Here is a 16,536-nt window from a genome sequence, read left to right on the forward strand (position 1 = left end):
TGTCCGGCGTTCGGAAGCGGGACGTCGGGTGGCGGTGCCACCCTGTCGGACCCGCATGCCTCTGCACCTCGTCACCGGACCCGCCAACGCCGCCAAGGCGCGCACCGTCCTCGCCGCCGCCCGCGCCCGCGCGGCCACCTCGCCGCTGCTCGTCGTCCCGACGTTCGGCGACATCGAGACCTACCGGCGCGAGCTCGCCGAGGACGGCGCCGTCCTCGGCGTCCGGGTCGAGCGGTTCAGCGGCCTGCTGCGCGAGCTGGCCTTCCGTGGCGGCGTCCCCGGCGGCGCGCTGTCGGCGCTCCAGCGCGAGCGGGTCGCCGCCGCGGCCATCGCCGCCACGCCGCTGCAGCGCCTCGCCGCCGCCGCCGCGACGCCCGGCTTCGCGCCCGCCCTGGTCGCCTTCGCCGAGGAGCTCGGCGAGGCCCGCATCGAGCCGCCGCGGTTCGTCCGCGCGGTCCGCGACTGGGCGGGCGACGACGCGAGCCGGCGCGCCTACGCCGACGAGCTGGGCGCCCTCGTGCTCGCCTATCGCCGTGCGCAGGAGCGCACGGGCCGCCGCGACCGCCCGCAGCACGTCACGACCGCCCTCGACGCGCTGCGCCTGGAGCCCGACCGCTGGGGTGGCACGCCCGTCCTGCTCTACGGCTTCGACGACCTCTCGCCCCTGCAGCGCGACGTCGTCGACACGCTCGCCAACGCGGTCGGCGCCGACGTGCTGCTCTCGCTCACCTTCGAGCCCGGGCGCACGGCGTTCGCCGCGCGCGCCACGCTGCATCAGGACCTGCTCGCGCTCGGCGCGACCGAGGAGATCCACCCGGCGTCGGCCGACTACTACGCGCCGGGCGCGCGCAGCGCCCTGCACCACGTCGAGCGCTCGCTCTACGAGCCCGATCCCGAGCGGGTCGACCCGGGCGAGGCGATCGTCGCCCTGGAGGGCGGGGGAGAGCGGGCGGAGATCGAGCTCGTCGCCGCCGAGGTCGCGCGGCTGATCCGCGCCGAGGGCGTCGCGCCCGAGGAGGTCGCGGTGGTCCACCGCGGCCTCGACAGCGTCGCGGCGCTGGTCGACCAGGTCTTCCGCGCCTACGACCTCCCGGCGGCCGTGCGCCGCCGCATCGCCGTCGGGCACACGGCGCTCGGCCGCGGGCTCGTCGCGATGCTGCGCTGCGCGCTGCTGGACGCCACCGCCGACGACCTCCTGACCTGGCTGCGCACGCCGGGCGTCCTGCGCGTGCCCGCGTTCGCCGACCGGCTCGAGTCCCGGGCACGCCGGCAGGGCGCCCGCACCGCCCGTGAGGCGCGAACGTTGTGGGAGCAGGAGCACTGGGAGCTCGAGGCGCTCGACCACCTCGCGCAGGCGTACGCCCGGGGCGGCGTCAAGGCGCTCGGCGAACGGGTGGAGGCCGAGGCCGCCGCGCTGCTGGCCGCCCCGTGGCGCCGCTCGGCGCCCGTCCTCGACGAGGAGGGCGAGCTCGACGCGCGCGTCGCCGCGCAGGTCCGCCGCGCGCTGCGCGAGCTGGCCGCGCTGCCGCCCGACCTGCAGCCCGACCCCGCCGCGCTGGCCGCGACGCTCGACGGGCTGGAGGTCTTCGTCGGCGCCGACGCCGGCCCGGGGCGCGTCACGGTCACCCAGCCGCAGAGCCTGCGCGCCCGCCGGGTCCGGGCGCTGTTCTGCATCGGCCTGCAGGAGGGCGTCTTCCCGGCACCGACGACGCCCGAGCCGTTCCTCGGCGACGACGAGCGGCGCGAGATCAACGCGGCGTCGGGCCTGCGGCTCGCGCTGCACGAGGACGCGCTGCACGTCGAGCGCCTGTTCTTCTACTCCGCGGTCTCGCGGCCGACCGACCTGCTGGCGCTGAGCTGGCACGCGGCCAACGACGAGGGCGCGCCCTCGGTGCGGTCGCTGCTGGTCGACGACGTCGCCGACCTGCTGCCCGAGGGCTGGGCCGACCACCCGCGGCGGCGCGAGCTCGGCGCCGCCGGCTGGCTGGCCGTCGGCGCGCCGACCGACCGCGAGGCCGCCCGGTTCGCCGCCGCGGCCGCCCCGCCGGCCGAGCCGCCGCACATCGGCCACCTCACCGCACCCGCCGCGCTCGGCCCGCTGCGCGAGCGCCACACGTGGTCGGCGTCGCAGCTCGAGGTGTTCTCCTCGTGCCCGGTCAAGTGGTTCGTCGATCGCCACCTGCGGCCCGAGGCGCTCGTGCCCGACCCCGAGCCGATGATCCGCGGCGAGCTGGCGCACCGCGTGCTCGAGCACGCGCTGTCGTCGCTCGTCGGCGTCGGCGGCCTGTCGCCCGAGCGGCTGCCGGAGGCCCGCGCCCTCGTGCACGCCGCCCTGGACGAGCACGCCGACGACTTCCGGATCTCGCCGAACCCCGAGCGGCTGCGCAGCGCGCTGCGCCGGCTGGAGGTCGACCTGGTGCGCTACCTCGAGTACGCCGCGCACGCCGGCAGCGCGTTCCGGCCGTCGCACTTCGAGGTCAAGTTCGGGATGGCCGAGGACCCGCATCCCGCGCTGGAGCTCGACGGCGGTGCGCTGCGCCTCGCCGGGCGGATCGACCGCATCGACACCGATCCATCCGGTCGCGAGGCGATCGTCTACGACTACAAGGGCAAGACCGCGACCGCGCAGGCGCGCTGGCTGGAGGAGGGCAAGCTCCAGATCGGGCTGTACCTGCTGACCGTGCGCCACGTGCTGGGGCTCGAAGCGGTCGGTGGCCTCTACCAGCCGCTCGGCGCGACCGACGGGCGCCCGCGCGGCGCCGTGCTGGCCGAGGCCGACCCGGGACTGGACACGGTCAAGACCGACCGCGTCGACGAGCACGAGCTCGAGGCGCTGCTGGAGCAGTGCGCGGCGGCCGCGCGTGACGCCGTTGCCCGGATCCGCGCCGGCGCGCTGGAGCCCGCGCCCGACAAGTGCGCCTACAGCGGCGGCTGCGCCCATCCCACGATCTGCCGGTGCGTGACCGCGTGAGCGGCGGCGTGCAGGCGCGCGGCGCGCTCTACGACGACGCCGGCCGGATGGTCGGCCGCGGCGGACTGCCGTTCACCGATGAGCAGGCCGACGCGATCCGCCGCCGCGAGGGCCCGCTGCTGCTGTCGGCCAACGCCGGCTCGGGCAAGACCTCCGTGTTGAGCGAGCGCTTCGTGCGCTCGGTGCTGGAGGACGACGTCGAGCCAGGGCGCATCCTGGCGATCACGTTCACCGACAAGGCCGCGGGCGAGCTGCGTACGCGCGTGCGCGGGCGGTTCGTGGAGCTGGGGCGTCGCGACCGCGCGCGGGACCTCGACGCCGCGTGGATCTCCACCTTCCACGGCCTCTGCGCACGGATCCTGCGCGCCCACGCGGTGCGCGCGGGGCTCGATCCGGCGTTCGGCATCCTGGAGGAGGCCGAGGCACGCGACGTGCGCGGTGGCGCCTTCGAGCGCGCGCTGGCCGACTTCCTGGGCGCTGACCGGCCGGACGCGCTGGACCTCGTCGCGGCCTATGGCGTCGACGCGCTGCAGGCGCGCATCGCGGGCGCGCACGACCAGCTGCGCAGCGCGGGGATGACGCGGCCGGCGCTGCCGCCGGTGAGCGCGGCGCCGCCGGACGCCGGCGCGCTGACCCGGGCCGTGGACGCCGCGGACGGCGAGCTGGCGGTCGACGACACCCGCCGCTCGGTGATCGCGGCGCGCGCGGCGATCGCGCGGTGCCGCGACCTGCTGGCCGCCGGGGCGACCCCCGACCTCGCCGGCCTGCAGGGCGCGGCGTTCAAGCCGGGCAACACGAAGGCCCTGCAGGGCGACGGGTGCGCGGCGTACCTCGAGGCGCTGGAGGCCTACACCGCCGCGCGGCGCGACACGCTCGCGGCGCAGGCCATCATCCTGCTCGACGAGCTGCTGGGCCGCTACGCCGGCGCCTACGCGGAGGCCAAGCGTGCCCGCGCCGCGCTGGACTTCGACGACCTCGAGCTGCTCGCGCGCGACCTCCTGCGCGCGACGCCCGCGATCCGCGGCAGCTACGCGGCGCGCTTCGAGCGCGTGATGGTCGACGAGTTCCAGGACACCAACGCGACGCAGCTCGACCTGCTGGAGCTGCTCGGCGGCGACCGCTTCGTCGTCGGCGACGAGCTGCAGTCGATCTACGGCTTCCGGCACGCCGACGTGCGGATCTTCCGCCGCCAGCGCGCGGAGCTCGCCGAGCGCGGCGCGGCGGCCGAGCTGGCGGCGAACTTCCGCAGCCGCCCGGACATCCTCGGCGTCCTGGACGATGCGATGGGCGAGCTGCACGGCGCCGCGCACGTCCCGTTCGTCGCCGGACGCGGCACCGCGGGGCAGCTCGACGGCCCGCTGGTCGAGCTGCTGCTGACCGACGCCGAGGCGGTGGAGGCGTGGCCGCCCGAATCGGTGGCCTCGCTGCCGCAGGCCAACGTCAAGCGCCGGGCCGAGGCGCGCGTCGTCGCCGCGCGCGTGGCACAGCTGATCCGCGAGGAGGGCGTCTCGGCGGCCGACGTCGTGATCCTGCTGCGCGCGGCGACCGACATGGCGGTCTTCGAGCGCGCGCTCGAGGAGGAGGGCCTGTCGACGCTGGCCGCGGGCGGCCGTGGCTACTGGGGCCGCCAGCAGGTGCTCGACCTCTGCGCCTACCTCGGCACGCTCGCCAACCCGCGCGACGAGCTGGCGCTGTTCGGGCTGCTCGCGTCGCCGCTGGTCGGCCTCAGCGCCGACGGGCTGGCGATCCTGGCGCGCACCGCCAAGGCGGGCGCGCGCTGGGACGCGCTGTCGGCCGCGTTCTGCGCCGAGGAGACGTCGTCGCTGCTGGAGACCCTGCCCGACGCCGATCGCGACGCGCTGACCAACTTCTGCCCGTGGTTCGCGCAGGAGCGGGCGCGGGCGCCGCGCCGCGGGCTGGACGAGCTGCTGGCGCGCGTGGTCGACCGCACCGGCTATGACCTGCACGTCCTCGGGCTGCCCGGCGGCCGGCGCCGGTGGGCCAACGTGCTCAAGCTGCAGCGCCTGGCCGCGGGCTTCGAGGGCCGGCGGGGCCGCGACGTGCGCGGGCTGATCGACCTCGCCACCGCCGAGCTGGAGGCGGAGGCGCGCGAGACCGACGCGCCGGTCGAGCTCGGCGACGCGACCGCCGTGCGCCTGATGACGATGCACGCGGCCAAGGGACTGGAGTTCGGCGTCGTCGTGGTCGCCGACCTGGGGCGCACCGGACGCAGCGACACCGACGACCTGCTCGTCGGCGGCGACCGCGTCGGGCTGCGCCTGCGCACCGTCGACGGGGCCTCGGCCAAGGCCCTGGACTGGGACGCCCTGCGCGACGAGCAGCAGGCCGCCGACAGCGAGGAGGAGCGCCGCATCCTGCACGTCGCGATGACCCGCGCCGAGGAGCGCCTGATCCTCAGCGGCACGTTCGAGGCCGGCAAGTGGCTCGGCGCGCCCGCGCCCGCGGTCGCGCCCCTGCGCTGGCTGGCGCCGCGTCTGGCGGCGGGCCTCGCCGGCCTGCTCGAGGGCGCCGACGACGACCCCCAGCTCGCCGATCCCGACCCGCTGGCGCCGCGGCCGCGCGTCGGCGTCACGGTGCATCGGGCGCCGCCGCCGACCGCAGCCGGGACGCTGGCCCCTGTCGCCGCCGAAGCGGCCGGCCCCGGCCTGCCCGAGCCGCCGGAGCCCGCCGGCGACGGCCAGCTGACGCTCGACCTGTTCGCCACGGCGCCCGCAGAGGCACCGTCGCCCGCGCCGCCCGAAGGGGGACTGTCCCCCGAGCGCGCCGCCGCCCCGCGACCGCTGCCGGCCACCCTCAGCTACACCTCGCTCGCCGCCTACGACCGCTGCGCGTACCGGTGGTACCTCGAGCGGATCCTGCGCCTGCCGCCCGACGACGCCGGTGGCGCGGTCGCCGCGGCGCGCCCGCCGGGTCCGGTGCCCGACGGCCTCGACGCGCTGATGCGCGGCTCGCTCGCCCATGCCCTGCTCGAGGACGTCGACTTCGCCGCCCCCGCGGCGCCGACCGCCGAGGCCGTCCGGGCCGCCGCAGGGCTGCGGGGCGCCGAGGTCACGGACGCCGACGTCGCCGACCTCCGGGCGCTCGTGGCGGCGTTCGCCGACGGCCCGCTCGCGGCGCGCCTCGCCGCGGCGCCCGACGTCCGGCGCGAGCACGGCTTCGTCGTCGGCCTCGGCGACGCGGCCGCGCCGCTGCTCAACGGCGTGATCGACGTGCTCGCCTTCGAGGCCCACGGCGGCGCGCTGATCGTCGACTACAAGTCCGACGTCGTCGGGCCCGACGCCGACCTCGAAGCCCACGTCGAGGCCGACTACGGCGCGCAGCGCCGCATCTATGCGCTCGCCGCCCTGGGCGCCGGCGCGCCCGACGTCGAGGTCTCCCACCTGTTCCTGGCCCGGCCCGAGGAACCGGCGACGGTGATCTACGACCGGGCCGACATCCCGCGCCTGCGCGCCGAGCTCGATCTGCTCATCGCCGGCATCGCCGCGGGCCGGTTCGTGCCGAGCGAGCGTCCTCACCGCTCCCTGTGCCTGACTTGTCCCGGCCGCCGGGCGCTGTGCCACCACCCGGAGGAGCTGACCCTGCGGGAGGAGCCGGCGCCGGTGGTGTGAGGGACGGGGGACCGCCGCGCCCGGCGCTCTGCGCCCGCTCCAGCTCTGCGTCGAGCTCCGCGCCGAACAGGAACGCGCACGACGACAGCCACAGCCACAGCAGCAACACGATCACCGCGCCCGCGGCGCCGTAGGCGGCGCCGTACGTGCTGAAGTGCTTGATGTAGATCCCGAAGCCGATCGAGGCGATGATCCAGATCGCGACGCCGGCGACCGCGCCGGGCGAGATCCAGCGCAGGCGGCGCGGCTCGCGGTCGGGCGCGTAGGCGTAGATCAAGGCATAGGCGATCAGCGCGGCGCTCAGCGCGAGCGGCCAGCGCACGATCGCCCACACGGTCGCGGCCGTCCCGCCCAGCCCGATCGTCCCGAGCAGGTCCTCCGCGATCCCGCCGCCGACGAACAGCGCGCCGATGACCACCAGCAACAGCACGACGATGACCAGCGTCATCCCCAGATCGTTGAGCTTGCGCCCCACGAACCCGCGATCCTCGTCGACGCCGTAGACGCGATTCAGCGCGCGCCCCGCGGCCCCGAACGCGCCCGATGCGCCGTTCAGCGCGATCAGCACCGACACCACGAGCGCCACGGACACCGCGCCGCCCGACGCGCTGACGATCTTGTCCACGACGGAGCGCACCGCGTTCTGGGTCGCCTCGTCGGCGCCCTGGCGCGCGACGTAGTCGACGGCTTCGGACACCGTCTTCTGGTCGCCGATGAGCGAGAACAGCGACGTCGCCAGCACGATGCCGGGAAACAGCGACATCATGGCGTAGTACGTCAGCGCCGCGGCGGCGTCCGTCATCTCGTGACGGCGGAACGCGGCGAACGCGCGCTTCGCTACGCCGGGCAGCGAAGCGCGCGGAGCCCCAAGAGCGTCGTCAGAGGCGATTCCGGCCACCGAGACGTAGGCCGTAGCCACCCGTCCCGACGCCGCTGATGAGCACGAGGACGGCCGCGATGATGCCGACGATCACGGGAAGGCCAAGCGCGAGGCAGAGCCAGTAGACGAGCGCTGCCAGCAGGATTGCGATGAGAACTCCGATCATGCCGGTGAGCGTTCCCGCCCGGAGGATCCGCTATTCGTGGCGTTGGCCGTCGCTCAACAGCGCGTGCCCGTCGGTGACCGCCGCGGCCACGTCGAGGACCGTGCGGTTGTTGGATCGCGCGTGCGCGCGGATCCGGTCGAAGGCGGTGCGGTCGCCGATGCCGTGGCGCTCCATGAGGATGCCCTTCGCGCGCTCGATCAGGGCCCGGCGCTCCAGGGCCGACTCCAGGCGCACGATCTGCTCGCCCAGGCGGGCGTTCTCGGCGTGGCGGCTCAGCGCGACCTCGATCGCGCTCTGCACGGCCTCGGGATCGCCGTCGCGCACGGCCGCGTACAGGCCGCGCTCGGCCGCGCGGCGCACGAAGTCGTGGTCCTCCTCGTTGAGCAGCGCGATGACCGGGCCGGCGGCGAACGCCGTGATCTCCTCGATCAGGTCCAGCGCGTGCTCGTCGTCGTGGTGCACGACGACGACCGACAACTCAGGATCCTCCCGCGCGACCGCCTCGGTCACCTGGGCGAGATCGACGGCCGTGGCGGTGACGTCGTGGCCGAGCCGACCGAGCATCCGCGCGGTGCGCTCCAGCGCCTCCTGATCCTCGTCGGCGGCCAGGATGCGCAGGCCGTCCGCTGGCGTGTTCACTGGCCTATAATAGGTCGCGGACCCCGGGCCGTAGCCCCGCTCGGCGAGTTCATCCTTCTGCGCCCCATCACCCCGGCGCGTGCTCATCTCTTTCTGAGGTCTTGTTGCACGACGCCGCCCGATCCGAGGAGGAACGCCTCCTCTTCACCCGCCTCGCACAGACGCGCGACCCCGCGCTGCGGGACACGCTGGTGGAGCGCTACCTGCCGCTGGCCCGCCAGCTGGCGCGGCACTATCAGCGGCCCGACGAGTCGATGGACGACCTCGTCCAGGTCGCCTCGCTCGGCCTCGTCAAGGCGATCGACCGCTTCGACCCCAGCCGCGGGGTCGCGTTCTCGAGCTACGCGGTCCCGACGATTCTCGGCGAGATCAAGCGCCACTTCCGCGACCGCACGTGGTCGGTGCGCGTGCCGCGCGACCTGCAGGAGATGGCGCTCCGCGTGGAGCGCGCCGTGGGCGAGCTCACCCGCGAGCTGCATCGTCAGCCGTCGGTCCACGAGCTGGCCAAGCACGTCGGGATCTCCGAGGAGTCGGCGCTCGAGGCCCTCGAGGCCGCCGGCGCCTACCACGCGACCTCGCTCGACACGCCGCGCGGCGCCGAGTCCGAGAGCGGTGACACGCTCGCCGACACCCTCGGCGGCGAGGAGGACGGCTACGACCGCGCCGAGGATCGCGCGACCATCGACCGCCTGATGCGCACGATCACGCCGCGCGAGCGCGAGGTGCTGCGCCTGCGGTTCGAGCAGGACCTGACCCAGGCCGAGATCGGCGAGATCATCGGCGTGTCGCAGATGCAGGTCTCGCGGCTCATTCGCCAGTCGGTGGCCCGGCTGCGCCTCGCCGCGCAAAGCGCCCCGTCGCCGTAGGCGCCACGCGCGCGGCCGACGCAACCTCCCGCACCAGCCGGTCGCGCAGCAGCGCGAAGCCGACGGCGGCCGAGATCGCCGAGAGCAGGCGCCGGTTGTCGGCGTCCAGCGGCTCGATCTCGTCGAAGACCATCACCAGTAGGCCGAGCACCTCTCCGGCCACGGCGATCGGGAGGCCCGCGGCGTGCAGGCCCTCGGGGACGCCGAGGACGCCGGCGGTGGTCGCGTCCAGCCACGCGCCCTCGACGTCGCGCAGCGCCCGGCCCAGCTGCGGGTGCGCGGCCACCGTCAACGTGCACGGCCCCAACGCGCCGCGGCGCGTGCCGCGCAGCGCCAGGCGGCCGCTCACGGAGGTCGCCAGGCCGACGTCGACGGCCTGCGTCTGGCGGATCACCACGTCGAGCGCCGACCCGATCACGTCGGTCCCCGACTCGTGCTGGAAGTCGGCGGCGAGCGCGGCCAGCGCGTCGAGCCAGCGGTCGTGGCGCTCGTCGCGCCGGCGCAGCCGATGCAACTCGGCCTCGGCGAGCGCGAGGGCGGCGCGCGCCTCGTGCTCGCCCGCCGACTCGATGCCCACCACGGCGACAACGGGGCGCTGGCCGGGCGCGACCGGCAGGCGGTAGACCACCGAGCGCGCGGACGGCAGCGCCGGGCCGCCGCCCCACGGCGGGTGGTCCAGCTCGGCGGCCGGCAGGTCACGGACGAAGTGCTCGCGCAGCGCCGCGCCGGTCGGCGCGTGCTCGGCGACCGGACCAAGCCCGGCGCCGGGCGCCGGCGCGCCGTCGATCGCGCGCAGCGCCGCGTTGCCCCACTCCAGCCGCAGCGGCGCCGGACCCGACACGAGCGCCACCGGCACGGGCGCCAGGTGCACCGCCGCCCGGAACGCCTCCGGCGGCAGGGGGCGACCGCCGTCGAGCCGGCCGGCCGCGCCGATCGCCACCGCCAGCGGCGCGCCCTCGGCCGCGGCGCGCCGCACCGCGACCACGCTCACGGCGTCGGCCAGCGCATACCGTCGCGGCCCGTCGCCGACGCGCACGGGCTGCGGGAAGCCGAAGCGGCGCTCCCAGGTCCGCAGCCGCTCGCGCGACACACCGGTCAGCTCGCTGAAACGCGTCGCGCTGACCGTCTGTCCACCCCTGTCCACCGTGGTCACGGCAACATTGTTGCCGCTAGGGCGGTTGACCAAGCGTGTCCACCTTGCATCGGCATCCCCAAAAGTGAGGATGGACGCATCCCCAAAAGTGGGGATGCCGGCCATCCGCGCCGAACGCGACGGATCGGGCCGGTCGCCATCGATGGGGGATGGCGGGGACAGAGGACCAAGGGGAGACGATGCACCCGACGACGGCAGGGACGGCGGGCGGCGACGATGTGCGTGCGCTGCTGCAGCGGTGGCACTCGGCAGGGGATCGCGACGCGCGGGACGAGGTGGCGGCGCGCATGATGCCGCTGGCCCGCAGCCTCGCCCGGCGCTACGCCAACAAGGGTGAGCCGCTCGACGACCTCGAGCAGGTCGCGTGCGTCGGTTTGATCAAGGCCATCGACCGCTTCGACCTCAGCCGCGACGTGCGCTTCGCGACCTACGCGGTCCCCACGATCGCCGGCGAGCTGAAGCGCCATTTCCGCGATCGCGGCTGGATGATGCGCGTGCCGCGCGAGGTCCAGGAGCTCAGCGGGAAGATCGGCGTCGCGCGCGACCGCCTGGTCTGCGACCTCAGCCGCTCGCCCACGGCCAAGGAGCTGGCGCTCGCGCTCGGCACCGACGAGGAGCGCGTGCAGGAGGCGCTGGCCGCGGCCGAGGCGTACCGCACGCTCTCGCTCGACCAGCCGTTCGGCGACGGGACCGGCCCGCTGGAGGCCATCGGCGACGACGACCTCGGCTTCGAGCGGGCCGAGGCGCGCGCGATGCTGGCGTGCGGCCTGCAGCAGCTCGCTCCGCGTGAGCGTGAGATCGTGCACCTGCGCTTCTTCGAGGGGCTGACCCAGCGCGAGATCGCCGAGCGGATCGGCATCTCGCAGATGCACGTGTCGCGGCTTCTGCGCCGCACAGTGCAGCAGCTGCGCGAGCGCATCGCGCTGCCGCAGGCCGCTTGAGATCCGCGGCGGGCGGCTAGAACGTCGGACGCCATGTCCGACGACGCCTCCAAGCGCGACGCCCGCAGGGACGAAGGCGAAGCGGAGCGGCTCGACCGCGAGCTGATCGAGCTGCTCAACGAGCTGCGCGTCGTGATGCCCGGTGTGCAGGTCCTCTTCGGCTTCCTGCTCACCGTCCCGTTCCAGCAGGGCTTCCATCAGATCGACGCGTTCCAGCGCGACGTCTACTTCGCCACGCTGTTGCTCACCGCGGCGTCGTCGGCGTTCCTGATGGCGCCCTCGGCCTTCCATCGCCTGACGTTCCGCGCCGGCCAGAAGCCCTACCTCGTGCAGCTCGGCACGCGCCAGGCGATCGTCGGCATGGCGCTGCTCGCGCTGGCGATGAACGGCGCGGTGCTGCTGCTCACCGACATCCTGTTCCACAGCCTCACGGTGGCGATCACCGTGGCGTGCTCGGCAACCCTGTTCGCGTGGCTCTGGTTCGGTGTTGCGTTGCGCCGGCTCGCCTCGGGCAAGACGGAGTGGTGACCGCCAAGCAGCCGCCCCCCGCGGCGATCCTCGACGCCTCCAGCGCCTCGGCGGTCTTCGGCTCATCGACGAGCTCCGTCGGCGCCTGGACGAGACGCCGATCGGGTAGGCCGGGGTTCCATGCGCACCATCCCCCTCCTGGAGGTCCCGCAGCCGGTCGAGCCGGCCACGCCGATCGTGCCCGAGTCACCGCCGTCGGTCCCGGCCGACCCTGTTCCGCCCAGCGAGCCGGCGCCGCCGGGTCAGCCCGTGGGGCCTGACGTCCCGGAGCCCGACACGCCCCGCGAGGATCCGATCGAGCCGCCCCCGGACCCCGTCGAGCCGGTACCGGCCGGGGAGTAGGCTCGCTTCTCATGGGCTTCGACCAGTACCACGAGCCACCGGACGAGCTGCCCCCGGCGACGCGCACGTTCGCTCGCCTGTGCGCCTCCCTGACCGAGGAGGCGGAGGCCATCGGCTGGTACGCCCAGCGGCTCGCCGTCGAGAAGGACCCCGAGGCGCTGGCGGTCATGGCCAACGCCGTGGGGGAGGAGTACAAGCACTTCTCGATGGACCTCGAGTTCCTGCTGCGCCGCACCCCGGAGTGGCGGAAGATCGCGGAGGGCGTGCTGTTCCAGCCCGGCGACATCGTCACGCACGGCGACGTCGCCGAGGAGTCCGCCGAGGACGACGGCGGGCCGCCCGTGCCCGGCGCGCCCGCCGTGGGCGGCGGCCCCGGCGGATCGCTCGGCATCGGCAGCCTGAGAGGTGAGGGCCTGTGAGCGATCATCTCCTTCGCGCCCACGCCCCGATCACCGACGACGGCTGGCAGCGCATCGACGAGGAGGCGCAGGGTCGCCTCCGGCCCGGGCTCGCCGCCCGCCGCCTGGTCGACTTCGAGGGTCCGCTGGGCTGGCAGTACTCGGCCACGAATCTCGGTCGCGTCGAACCCGTCGACGCCGGCGGGCTCGGCGACGTGGAGGCCCGCCGCCGCCGCGTGCTGCCGCTGGTCGAGCTGCGGGCGCCGTTCCGCGTGTCGCGCGAGGAGCTGCGCGCCGGCGACCGCGGCGCCGAGGACGTCGACTTCGACGACCTCGACGAGGCTGCCCAGCGCATGGTCGTCGCGGAGAACACCGCGGTCTTCCACGGCTGGGACGCCGCGGGCGTCGCCGGCATCGCGCCGTCCTCGCCCCACGACGCGATCACCTGCGGCGAGGAGATCGATCGCTACCCGAGCCACGTGGCGCGCGCGGTCGAGCTCCTGCTGCGCAGCGGCGTCAGCGGGCCCTACGGCCTCGCGCTCGGGCGCGAGGAGTACACCCGCGTCATCGAGGCCGCCGAGCACGGCGGCTACCCGCTGCTCGACCACCTGCGCAAGATCCTCGACGGCCCGATCGTCTGGGCGCCGGGCGTCAACGGCGGCGTGGCGGTGAGCATGCGCGGCGGCGACTTCCTGCTCGAGAGCGGCCAGGACCTCTCCGTCGGCTACGACGCCCACGACGCCGACGCGGTGTCGCTCTACCTCGAGGAGTCCTTCAGCTTCCGGATCGCCAGCCCGGAGGCGGCTGTGGCGATCGTGCCGTAGCGGGCCGCGGGCCGGCGCCGCTGCTGGTGGTGTGCCGGCCGCCCTCTCGAGCAGGGCGCTCAGCCGATGTTCAGCACTGTCGGTAACGCTTGGGCCGCCTGCGACCAAGAACGGACATGAGACCCGACGAGCTGCCCCGGATCGCTCAGGACCCCGCGGCCTTCGAGGCGTTCTACCGCGACCACGTCGAGGCCATCCTGCGCTTCGTCACGCGTCGCGTAGACGACCCGCACCTTGCCGCCGACCTCACCGCAGAGGTGTTCCTCGCGGCGATCGACGGCGCGGACACCTACCGTCCCGCCGGCGGCACGCCCGGCGCCTGGCTGTTCGGCATCGCCCGCAACGTCGTGTCGTCCGAGTGGCGCCGCGCCGCCCGCGAGCGACGCGCGCACGCCCAGATCCAAGGCCGGCGGCTGCTCGACGACGACGACGTCGCCCGCATCCAGGAACGGATCGACGCGCAGGCTCAGGCCCGCGACCTGCATGCCGCAGTCAGCGGCCTGCCCGAGGGCGAGCGCGCGGTGTTCGAGCTGATCGCGCTCGACGGTCTCAGCACCCCGGAGGCCGCCGCGGTCCTCGGCATCCGCAAGGTGACCGCGCGCGTGCGGCTGCACCGCGCTCGCACCGCTCTGCGCGGCCAGCTCTTCGACGACGACTCAGCCACGACCACACGACTCATGGAGGCCTGACCTCATGTCCATGTCCAACCACTTCGAAGAGCGCCTGCTCCAGCAGCTGCGCCAGGTCGTCACGGAGCGCCCCGCGCCGACGCGCGCGGTCGCCGCGCCGACGCCGCCCCGCACGCATCGCCGCCGCTTCGTCCTGGCCGGCGCCGGCGGCGTCGCGGCCGTGGCCGCGACCGTGGCGGTCATCGCCAGTAGCGGCGGCGTCACCGAGTCCGCCTATGCGGTCACCCCGCGTGCCGACGGTAGCGTCACCGTCAAGATCAGCAGCCTCAGCGACGCCGACGGGCTGCAGCGCGCGCTCCGCGCGGCCGGCGTGCCGGCGGTCGTGCGCTACGACGCCGCCACGACCTGCCCCGCACCCGCCGCCGGGGATGAGCGCGGGACCGTCGAGCAGCACACGACCACCGGCGACGCCTCGGGCCCCAGCCTCGACTCGGCCGGCGTCGAGCCCGCCGCCGGCGCGGCCAACGGCCCCAAGGTGTCCAGCAGCGTGCGGACGGGCCCCGACGGCACGACGTTCACGATCGACCCCGGCCCGCTCGCCTCCGGGGACAAGGTGTACATCACCGCCCCCGACGGCACGGCGCGGTCGCTCGGGCTGCACATCGGCAAGGACGCGGCGGGCGCCTGCGCGCCGGCGCCGTCCGGCCGCTAGGGGTGCCGTAGGCGGCCAGCGAGGCCGAGGCCCACGATGGCCAGCCGTCGCCGCCGGAGGTGGGTCCCCAGTCGCGATAGCGACACAGTCTCCTAGGGAAACACTGGCCCAGAGGGCCAGGTTCCCTTGCGGGTCTTCGCCCAGGGGGCGAAACCCGCGGCGGATCAGGGACCCACGCTCCTAGCGCGACTTCGGGCCTCAGACAGCCTCTGCGCAGGCCGGACCTCCCGCGGCGGAAGCACCAGCCGCGGAAGGCGCCGGCCTGTTGCGGTCGCCCGACTGGCCCTAAGCCAGCCCCTCCGCCGCGTACTCGCGCAGGTATCCCTCGAACAGCCGCCGGTGTCCCTCCTCGTCGCGGAGGATCGCGATCACCATGTCGTTGGTCACCGGGTCGACGCCCTCGGTCGCCTCGATGATCGCGTTGTAGTGCTCGATCGCGCCGGTCTCGGCCTCGATCACGCCCTTGATGACGTGGACCACGTCGGTCTGGTGGTCGGGCGGCTGCAGGTAGGTCTGCTCGGGCGTGAAGTCCATCGACCCCGGGACGACCCCGTAGAGCTCCTTGATCCGCGCGGCGAACTGCTGCGCGTGACCCAGCTCCTCCTGGATGTCGCCGCTGAGCGACTCGATGATCTCCTGGGCACGCACGCCGTCGGGGTTGACGGAGTTCGTGATGTAGCTCATGACCGTCTCGAGCTCCATCCAGTAGGCCTTCTTGAGCATCTGCACGATCTGCTCGCGCTGCGTGGACTTGTCGTCGGCCAGGATCCCCTGGCTGGCGTTTCGTGTCGTGCTCATGCGATGACGTCTACCCCCAGGACCCGTCCGACGAATCAAGCTCCAAGGCGTAGCGGTCCCAGCGGCGTTCCGCAAGAAACCCTGCGAGAGGTGTGCAAACCACCTCTCGTGGGGCACACTTGCTCGTCCATGCCTCGTTCGATCTGGACCGGCGCCATCAGCTTCGGGCTCGTCACCGTGCCCGTGAAGCTGTACAGCGCGGTCAACCGCAAGACGGTCCGTTTCAACCAGCTCAACGCGAAGACCGGATCGCGGATCAACCAGAAGCGCGTCGACGCGTCGACGGGGGAGGAGGTCAACTACGAGGATCTCGTCAAGGGGTATGAGATCTCGTCGGACCGCTACGTGGTGATCGAGCCCTCCGAGCTCGAGGCCGTCGAGCCCAAGAAGACGAAGACCATCGACATCGAGGACTTCGTCGACCTCGAGGACATCGACCCGATCTTCTACGACCACCCGTACTACCTGGCGCCCGGACCGGGCGGCACCAAGCCGTACGTGCTCCTGTTGGCGGCGATGCGGGAGACCAACAAGGTCGCGATCGCCAAGGTCGTCATCCGCTCCAAGGAGAGCCTCGTCGCGATCCGGCCCATGGCCGACCACGACGTGCTGGAGATGGCGACGATGCTCTTCGCCGACGAGATCGTCGATCCCGACCGGCTCGACGACATCCCGTCCGCCGAGGAGGTCGAGACCTCCGAGCGCGAGCTCGACATCGCCAAGCAGCTGGTCGAGTCGCTGGCCGGGGACTTCGAGCCCGACAAATACAAGGACACCTACCGCGAAGCGGTCCTCGACATGATCGAGCGCAAGGCGGCCGGCGAGGAGATCGCCGTCCAGCCCGAGGCCGAGGAGGTCGCGCCGGCGCCCGACCTCATGAGCGCGCTGAAGGCGAGCCTCGACGCGGTCCGCGAGCGCACCGGCGACGCCGACGCCGAGGCCGACGGCAACGGCGACCAGCCCAAGCGCAAGCGCGCCCCCGCTGCCTCCAAGCCCAAGCCGAAGAGCAAGGCCAGCGCCAAGAAGTAGTTGCCGGCGCGCGGTGGCGGGTATGCCCGCG

Annotated in this window: 14 protein-coding genes and 2 pseudogenes; 11 read left to right on the top strand and 5 right to left on the bottom strand. The window is 74.3% G+C overall.

Annotated features, from left to right (window positions below):
• Positions 1 to 55: 55 nt before the first annotated feature.
• The gene (locus VK501_RS15175) at positions 56 to 2,971 is read left to right on the top strand and encodes a PD-(D/E)XK nuclease family protein (protein ID WP_324338719.1); all 2,916 of its coding nucleotides are present in this window, start codon (positions 56 to 58) and stop codon (positions 2,969 to 2,971) included.
• Complete coding sequence (locus VK501_RS15180) at positions 2,956 to 6,600, top strand: UvrD-helicase domain-containing protein (RefSeq protein ID WP_324338721.1); 3,645 nt, start codon at positions 2,956 to 2,958, stop codon at positions 6,598 to 6,600. The genes VK501_RS15175 and VK501_RS15180 overlap by 16 nt, the downstream gene beginning before the upstream one ends.
• 43 nt (positions 6,601 to 6,643) lie before the next feature.
• On the opposite strand, the pseudogene VK501_RS15185 reads toward VK501_RS15180, so the two are convergent.
• The 3 genes and pseudogenes from VK501_RS15185 to VK501_RS15195 form a co-directional block, all read right to left on the bottom strand.
• Positions 6,644 to 7,519, bottom strand: a pseudogene (locus VK501_RS15185) (YihY/virulence factor BrkB family protein); the annotation flags it as partial.
• Entirely contained in the window at positions 7,479 to 7,646 is a 168-nt protein-coding gene (locus VK501_RS15190; protein WP_324338724.1) for a hypothetical protein, read from the bottom strand. The gene VK501_RS15190 and the pseudogene VK501_RS15185, both read right to left, overlap by 41 nt.
• Positions 7,647 to 7,676: 30 nt before the next feature.
• On the bottom strand, positions 7,677 to 8,285 hold the full coding sequence (locus VK501_RS15195) for an ANTAR domain-containing response regulator (protein ID WP_324338725.1): 609 nt from the start codon (positions 8,283 to 8,285) through the stop codon (positions 7,677 to 7,679).
• Between the two features lie 101 nt (positions 8,286 to 8,386).
• Between VK501_RS15195 and VK501_RS15200 the strand changes: the two genes are divergently transcribed.
• The gene (locus tag VK501_RS15200; RefSeq protein WP_324338726.1) at positions 8,387 to 9,151 is read left to right on the top strand and encodes a SigB/SigF/SigG family RNA polymerase sigma factor; all 765 of its coding nucleotides are present in this window, start codon (positions 8,387 to 8,389) and stop codon (positions 9,149 to 9,151) included.
• Here VK501_RS15200 and VK501_RS15205 read toward each other — a convergent pair.
• Positions 9,093 to 10,304, bottom strand: a complete 1,212-nt coding sequence (locus tag VK501_RS15205; protein ID WP_324338728.1) for a MerR family transcriptional regulator — start codon at positions 10,302 to 10,304, stop codon at positions 9,093 to 9,095. The two genes, VK501_RS15200 and VK501_RS15205, sit on opposite strands and share 59 nt — an antisense overlap.
• A gap of 179 nt (positions 10,305 to 10,483) precedes the next feature.
• Here VK501_RS15205 and VK501_RS15210 point away from each other — a divergent pair, with 179 nt between their 5' ends.
• The 7 genes and pseudogenes from VK501_RS15210 (at position 10,484) to VK501_RS15240 (ending at position 14,678) form a co-directional block, all read left to right on the top strand.
• Positions 10,484 to 11,245 (top strand): SigB/SigF/SigG family RNA polymerase sigma factor, encoded by a 762-nt coding sequence (locus tag VK501_RS15210; protein ID WP_324338730.1) that lies wholly within the window; start codon positions 10,484 to 10,486, stop codon positions 11,243 to 11,245.
• 33 nt (positions 11,246 to 11,278) lie between these two features.
• Positions 11,279 to 11,773 carry a DUF6328 family protein gene (locus VK501_RS15215; protein WP_324338731.1) on the top strand — a complete coding sequence of 165 codons (495 nt, stop codon included), beginning with the start codon at positions 11,279 to 11,281 and terminating at the stop codon, positions 11,771 to 11,773.
• A gap of 120 nt (positions 11,774 to 11,893) precedes the next feature.
• On the top strand, positions 11,894 to 12,115 hold the full coding sequence (locus tag VK501_RS15220) for a hypothetical protein (RefSeq protein WP_324338733.1): 222 nt from the start codon (positions 11,894 to 11,896) through the stop codon (positions 12,113 to 12,115).
• Between the two features lie 11 nt (positions 12,116 to 12,126).
• Positions 12,127 to 12,438 (top strand): annotated as a pseudogene (locus VK501_RS15225) (hypothetical protein); the annotation flags it as partial.
• 92 nt (positions 12,439 to 12,530) lie between these two features.
• Positions 12,531 to 13,337, top strand: coding sequence for a family 1 encapsulin nanocompartment shell protein (locus tag VK501_RS15230; protein ID WP_324338737.1), 807 nt, complete (start codon positions 12,531 to 12,533; stop codon positions 13,335 to 13,337).
• 116 nt (positions 13,338 to 13,453) lie between these two features.
• Positions 13,454 to 14,026: a sigma-70 family RNA polymerase sigma factor gene (locus VK501_RS15235; RefSeq protein ID WP_324338739.1), complete on the top strand. Its 573-nt coding sequence runs from the start codon at positions 13,454 to 13,456 to the stop codon at positions 14,024 to 14,026.
• A 4-nt stretch (positions 14,027 to 14,030) separates the two neighbouring features.
• Positions 14,031 to 14,678, top strand: coding sequence for a hypothetical protein (locus VK501_RS15240; RefSeq protein WP_324338741.1), 648 nt, complete (start codon positions 14,031 to 14,033; stop codon positions 14,676 to 14,678).
• 285 nt (positions 14,679 to 14,963) lie between these two features.
• Here VK501_RS15240 and VK501_RS15245 read toward each other — a convergent pair whose 3' ends face one another.
• The gene (locus VK501_RS15245; protein ID WP_324338743.1) at positions 14,964 to 15,476 is read right to left on the bottom strand and encodes a ferritin-like domain-containing protein; all 513 of its coding nucleotides are present in this window, start codon (positions 15,474 to 15,476) and stop codon (positions 14,964 to 14,966) included.
• Positions 15,477 to 15,605: 129 nt separating this feature from the next.
• Between VK501_RS15245 and VK501_RS15250 the strand changes: the two genes are divergently transcribed.
• Positions 15,606 to 16,505 carry a Ku protein gene (locus VK501_RS15250; RefSeq protein WP_324338745.1) on the top strand — a complete coding sequence of 300 codons (900 nt, stop codon included), beginning with the start codon at positions 15,606 to 15,608 and terminating at the stop codon, positions 16,503 to 16,505.
• Positions 16,506 to 16,536: the final 31 nt, after the last annotated feature.

Source organism: Baekduia sp., assembly GCF_035318805.1.
Lineage (GTDB): Bacteria > Actinomycetota > Thermoleophilia > Solirubrobacterales > Solirubrobacteraceae > Baekduia.

Excerpts from the sequence above, each read along its gene's own strand:
- VK501_RS15175 (WP_324338719.1), top strand. The coding sequence starts at position 56 with ATGCCTCTGCACCTCGTCACCGGACCCGCCAACGCCGCCAAGGCGCGC.
- VK501_RS15190 (WP_324338724.1), bottom strand. The coding sequence starts at position 7,646 with ATGATCGGAGTTCTCATCGCAATCCTGCTGGCAGCGCTCGTCTACTGG.
- VK501_RS15210 (WP_324338730.1), top strand. The coding sequence starts at position 10,484 with ATGCACCCGACGACGGCAGGGACGGCGGGCGGCGACGATGTGCGTGCG.
- VK501_RS15215 (WP_324338731.1), top strand. The coding sequence starts at position 11,279 with ATGTCCGACGACGCCTCCAAGCGCGACGCCCGCAGGGACGAAGGCGAA.
- VK501_RS15220 (WP_324338733.1), top strand. The coding sequence starts at position 11,894 with ATGCGCACCATCCCCCTCCTGGAGGTCCCGCAGCCGGTCGAGCCGGCC.
- VK501_RS15235 (WP_324338739.1), top strand. The coding sequence starts at position 13,454 with ATGAGACCCGACGAGCTGCCCCGGATCGCTCAGGACCCCGCGGCCTTC.
- VK501_RS15240 (WP_324338741.1), top strand. The coding sequence starts at position 14,031 with ATGTCCATGTCCAACCACTTCGAAGAGCGCCTGCTCCAGCAGCTGCGC.
- VK501_RS15245 (WP_324338743.1), bottom strand. The coding sequence starts at position 15,476 with ATGAGCACGACACGAAACGCCAGCCAGGGGATCCTGGCCGACGACAAG.
- VK501_RS15250 (WP_324338745.1), top strand. The coding sequence starts at position 15,606 with ATGCCTCGTTCGATCTGGACCGGCGCCATCAGCTTCGGGCTCGTCACC.